This is a genomic window from Kitasatospora sp. NPDC054768, assembly GCF_053612025.1.
In genome coordinates, this window is the sequence record NZ_JBSHBN010000302.1 from 1 (window position 1) to 4303 (window position 4303).

Annotated in this window: 5 protein-coding genes and 1 pseudogene; 2 read left to right on the plus strand and 4 right to left on the minus strand. The window is 70.5% G+C overall.

Annotated features, from left to right (window positions below; all coding sequences use genetic code 11):
- Positions 1 to 23 precede the first annotated feature (23 nt).
- Complete coding sequence (locus tag ACWGKU_RS40525; protein ID WP_452181061.1) at positions 24 to 1022, minus strand: alpha/beta hydrolase; 999 nt, start codon at positions 1020 to 1022, stop codon at positions 24 to 26.
- Positions 1023 to 1028: 6 nt separating this feature from the next.
- Entirely contained in the window at positions 1029 to 2096 is a 1068-nt protein-coding gene (locus ACWGKU_RS40530; protein WP_401054966.1) for an alcohol dehydrogenase catalytic domain-containing protein, read from the minus strand.
- Positions 2097 to 2193: 97 nt separating this feature from the next.
- Between ACWGKU_RS40530 and ACWGKU_RS40535 the strand changes: the two genes are divergently transcribed.
- Positions 2194 to 2784: a CGNR zinc finger domain-containing protein gene (locus tag ACWGKU_RS40535; protein ID WP_452181060.1), complete on the plus strand. Its 591-nt coding sequence runs from the start codon at positions 2194 to 2196 to the stop codon at positions 2782 to 2784.
- A 79-nt stretch (positions 2785 to 2863) separates the two neighbouring features.
- On the opposite strand, the gene ACWGKU_RS40540 is transcribed toward ACWGKU_RS40535, so the two are convergent.
- Both ACWGKU_RS40540 and ACWGKU_RS40545 read right to left on the minus strand, forming a co-directional pair.
- Entirely contained in the window at positions 2864 to 3010 is a 147-nt protein-coding gene (locus tag ACWGKU_RS40540) for a DUF397 domain-containing protein (RefSeq protein WP_452179940.1), read from the minus strand.
- Positions 2964 to 3869 (minus strand): helix-turn-helix domain-containing protein, encoded by a 906-nt coding sequence (locus ACWGKU_RS40545; protein WP_452179925.1) that lies wholly within the window; start codon positions 3867 to 3869, stop codon positions 2964 to 2966. Before ACWGKU_RS40545 ends, ACWGKU_RS40540 begins: the two co-directional genes overlap by 47 nt.
- A gap of 234 nt (positions 3870 to 4103) precedes the next feature.
- Here ACWGKU_RS40545 and ACWGKU_RS40550 point away from each other — a divergent pair.
- Positions 4104 to 4303: pseudogene (locus ACWGKU_RS40550) on the plus strand (hypothetical protein); the annotation flags it as partial.

The window sequence follows — 4303 nt, forward strand, 5'->3', positions numbered from 1 at the left end:
CCGGGGCGGCGGCTCGGGGCGGGCTACGGCGTCGGGGCCCGGAGGTGGCGGGCGAGGTAGCCGGTCCAGGTGTGCTGGAAGCTCTCCGCGAGCTGCGACTCGGGGGCGAACAGGTCGAAGGCGTGGTACGCGCCGGGGTACAGGTGGAGTTCGACCGGGACGCCGTGGGCGCGCAGGCGCATGGCGTAGTCGAGGTCCTCGTCGCGGAAGCAGTCCAGTTCGCCGACCGCGATGAAGGCCGGCGGCAGCCCGCCGAGGTCCTTCGCGCGGGCGGGGGCGGCGTACGGGCAGACGTCGTCGGTGCCGGCGTGGTCGCCGAGGACCGCCTGCCAGGCGAGGCGGTTGGTGGAGCGGTCCCAGATGCCGATGTCGGTGATCTCACGGCTGGACGCGGTCCGGTCGCGGTCGTCGAGCATGGGGTACATCAGCGCCTGGAACAGCGGCGCCGGGCCGCCGCGGTCGCGGACCAGCAGGGCGGTGGCCGCCGCGACCCCTCCGCCGCCGCTCTGGCCGGCGATGCCGATCCGGGTGCCGTCCAGGCCGAGCGCGGGCGCTTCGCGGACGAGCCACCGGTGGGCGGTGTAGCCGTCCTCGGCGGCGCCGGGGGCGGGGGTCTCGGGGGCGAGCCGGTAGTCGACGGCGGCGACGGCGCAGCCGAGCCGCGCGGCCAGCTGCTTGAGCCAGGGGTCGTCCTGGGCGGCGAAGCCGAGCACCTGCCCGCCGCCGTGGAACCAGAGCAGCACCGGCAGCGCGCCGGTCGCGGTGGTGGGTCGCAGCATGCGGACCGGCACGTCCGGTCCGCCGTCCGGCCGGACGGCGCGGTGTTCCTCCACGGTGACCGTCGGCTCGTCGGGCGTGGCGGCGGCGACGGCCGCGGCGAAGGAGCGGAGGGTCTCGCGGGTCGCGGCGATGTCGGTGAGGTCGAAGGCGCCGCGGGGGGTCATCGGGACGGCGTCGAGGGCCCGGCGCAGTTCCGGGTCCATCAGCAGGCGGGGGGCGGGCCCGGTGGTGTCCGTTGCCATGGCCGCTCAGCCCCGGAACTCGTCGATGACGACCACACCGGTCGGCCCGTACGTCTCCAGGGACTCCAGCACCGAGCCCGCCTCGTGGAGGCCGACGGTGCGGGTGACGATCCTGCCGGGGTTGAGGCGGCCGGCCTCGATCATGGTGAGCATCGTGCCGAACCGCTGCCCCTGCATGCCGAAGGCACCGAGGATCTCCAGCTCCTTGACCATCATGACGTCGATCGGCAGCGGGACGTCGCCCCGCTCGGCGCCGGTGGTGTGCCCGAGTTGGAGGTGGCGGCCGCGCGTGCGCAGGGAGAGGACGGAGTTCCGGCAGGCCTCGGCGATCCCGACGGCGTCGACGGACACGTGGGCGCCGCCCCGGGTGAGGGTCCTGACGGCCTCGGTCGGCTCGTCCACGGCCGCGTTGACGGTGTGGACGGCGCCGAGGGCGCGCGCGGCCTCCAGCTTCTCGTCGGAGATGTCGATCGCGATGACGTTGGCTCCGGTGGCCGCGGCGATCTCCACCGTGGACAGCCCCATGCCGCCGCCGGCCCCGTACACCGCGACCCATTCGCCGCCGCGCACCCGGGCCTGGTCGACGACGCCGTGGAAGGCGGTCATGTAGCGGCAGGCGAGGGCGGCGACATCGACGAAGCCGACGGACTCGGGGACCCGGACCAGGTTGACGTCGGCGAAGCGGACCATGACGTACTCGGCGAAGGCGCCCCAGTAGGACACCCCGGGCACGAGGGAGTCCACGTGCTCGCACACGTGCTGGTTGCCGCTGCGGCACATCTCGCAGGACCCCTCGCCGGGGTTCATCGGGAAGATGACGCGGTCGCCGTCCCGCCAGTCGCGGACGTCCCGGCCGACCTCCACGACGGTGCCGGCGAACTCGTGGCCGAGCACGAACGGGGGCTGGACCTGCGGCCCTCCGGTCCAGAAGTCCCCGGCCCACAGGGCCCAGTCGGTGCGGCAGATGCCGTTGGCACCGACGCGCACGATCGCGCCGTCCGGCGGGCAGACGGGGTCGGGCACCTCGCGGACGACGAGGGGCTGGTGGAGTTCTTCGATGACTGCGGCGCGCATGGACGCGACCTCCTCGGGAGATGTCCACCGGTTGAAGCGGTGGACTTGGAAGCTATGTGGAGGCGAGGAGTCGTGTCAACCGCATAGAGTGGTGGACATGAGCGATGGGGACGGCCGACGAGAAGGGCGCCAGCGCGCCAGGACCGACTTCCGGTTCGACGACGCACGACTGTGCTTCGCCTTCGCCGGCACACTGGCCGACCGCGGCAAGGACGTGCGGGTGGAACGGCTGGCCGGGCCGGAGGACCTGAGCCGGTGGGGCGTGGAGAGCGGCTGCACGGCGGTGGCGCCGAGGTGCGACGAGGTCGAGCTGGAGGGAGCGCGGCGGCTGCGCGAGGCGATCCAGCGAATCGGCGTCGCACTGGCGGAGGGGGCGCCGGCTGAGCGCGAGGACGTCGCCATGGTCAACGGGGCGGCGGCAGAACCGACTTCGGTGCCCGTCCTGTCGGCCGACGCCGGATCCGTGCGGTGGGACGGGGACGGGGTGGCAGCGGTGCTGTCGATGGTCGCGCGGGACCTGATCGAACTCTGCGGGTCCGAGCAGCGGACACGCGTCCGCATCTGCGGAAACCCGGACTGCGGAACGCCGTTCGTGGACACGTCCCGGGCGGGCGCGAGGCGCTGGTGCTCGATGAAGACCTGCGGCGCGCTGGTGAAGAAGCGGGCCTACCGGGCGAAGGCGAAGTAGTTAAGGGCAGGAGACAGAAGAGACACGGCGGGGCGGGGCACCGGTCGGTGCCCCGCCCCGAGGGGTGTGGAGGGGTGGATCAGCCCTCGATCGGCAACTCGCCGGCCCGGACTGCCGCGATGAAGGCGCCCCACGAGGAGTCGGGGAAGACGAGTGCCGGGCCGTGCGGGTCCTTGGAGTCACGGACTGGGACGGCGCCGGACAGGAATCCGAGGGCTACCTCGATGCACTCGCCCGCGTCGCCCGCGCTGTAGCTGCTCTTGCACCAAACAGCCTTCTTGAGATCGACGTTCTGCAAAACGGTACTCCTCCATCGCATCGGCGATCAGGGCACGAGAATCCCCTGGCGAGAGTACACCGCCGCGCAGCATGTCGAAGTCTCGCCTGGACCGCTCGACAACCGACGGGGCGTCACTGAAGTGACCGCGATACAGGCTCTCCGAGTACACCCACTCCCTCCCGTCCGGCATCAGCATCAACACCATCGAAGCAGATGGCGCAGCTGGCATCGCACAACCGAACGGCATCACCTCGACCACAATGTTCGACTGCTCAGTCACGGCGAGAATGTGCTCCATCTGGCGCCGCATCACTTCCGGCCCCCCGAAGACCGTACGAATGGCGGCCTCATCGAGCACCACCATGAGGGTAGGCCCATCAGCGACCAGGAAACGGTGCTGCCGCCTGAGTCGGGTCTCAATCCGCTCAGCTAGCAACTTCGGGTTGTTGCGAGCATTTCCAGTCTCGAACATCGCACGAACGTACTCCTCGCACTGCAACAAACCATTGACCCTGGAGTACTGAAGCACCCGGATCGCCAGTGCTTCGTCCTCCAGTTCCATGAACTTCTCGAACCAGTCCGCGCTTTCGATGTCTGCCTGCCAGTCCACCCGCTCCCACAACCGGATCAGCAAGCCTCCCATGGCCAGGATTTCGTCAGCCTTCTCGACACCCTCCCGGTCCATCGACCTTCTCCCGCTCTCGAACCGGGTGATCACCGTGCGAGAGAAGTTCAGGAGCTCCCCCAGCTGCTCCTGGGTGTAGCCGGCCCGCTCACGCGCGAAGCGGAGCGCTTCGCCGAACATCTCCGCCGGGCTCGACGTCGGCCCAGCCCCAAGGCGCCGATGTGCCATGCGTTTCCCCCTCAGGTGCCACGGATCTCCACACTCCGTTTTGGCCGCAACCGTAACTCGGGCACCCCCATCATTGGTACCGGAACGCAATCTTTTGCGTGCATAGGGTTACGTCGCACTCCCCTTCTCACTCTCCCTCCGCCCCTCCGAGGTCCCCCCATGCTCAAAACGCACCGTCGCCCCCGCATGTTCGTCGCGCGCCTCGACTCCCGTACCGAGTCCACGCCCCTGGCCCGCTACCTCCTCCGCGCGTACCTCTCCGCCCTCCCCGCCGGAGACCGCTACGCCGACACCGCCGAACTGTTGCTCGGCGAACTGTTCGCCAACGCCGTCCAGCACTCCGACGCCCCCGACGACTGCCACATCGAGGTCCGCTTCACCGTCAC

Excerpts from the sequence above, each read along its gene's own strand:
- ACWGKU_RS40525 (WP_452181061.1), bottom strand. The coding sequence starts at position 1,022 with ATGGCAACGGACACCACCGGGCCCGCCCCCCGCCTGCTGATGGACCCG.
- ACWGKU_RS40530 (WP_401054966.1), bottom strand. The coding sequence starts at position 2,096 with ATGCGCGCCGCAGTCATCGAAGAACTCCACCAGCCCCTCGTCGTCCGC.
- ACWGKU_RS40545 (WP_452179925.1), bottom strand. The coding sequence starts at position 3,869 with ATGTTCGGCGAAGCGCTCCGCTTCGCGCGTGAGCGGGCCGGCTACACC.
- ACWGKU_RS40535 (WP_452181060.1), top strand. The coding sequence starts at position 2,194 with ATGAGCGATGGGGACGGCCGACGAGAAGGGCGCCAGCGCGCCAGGACC.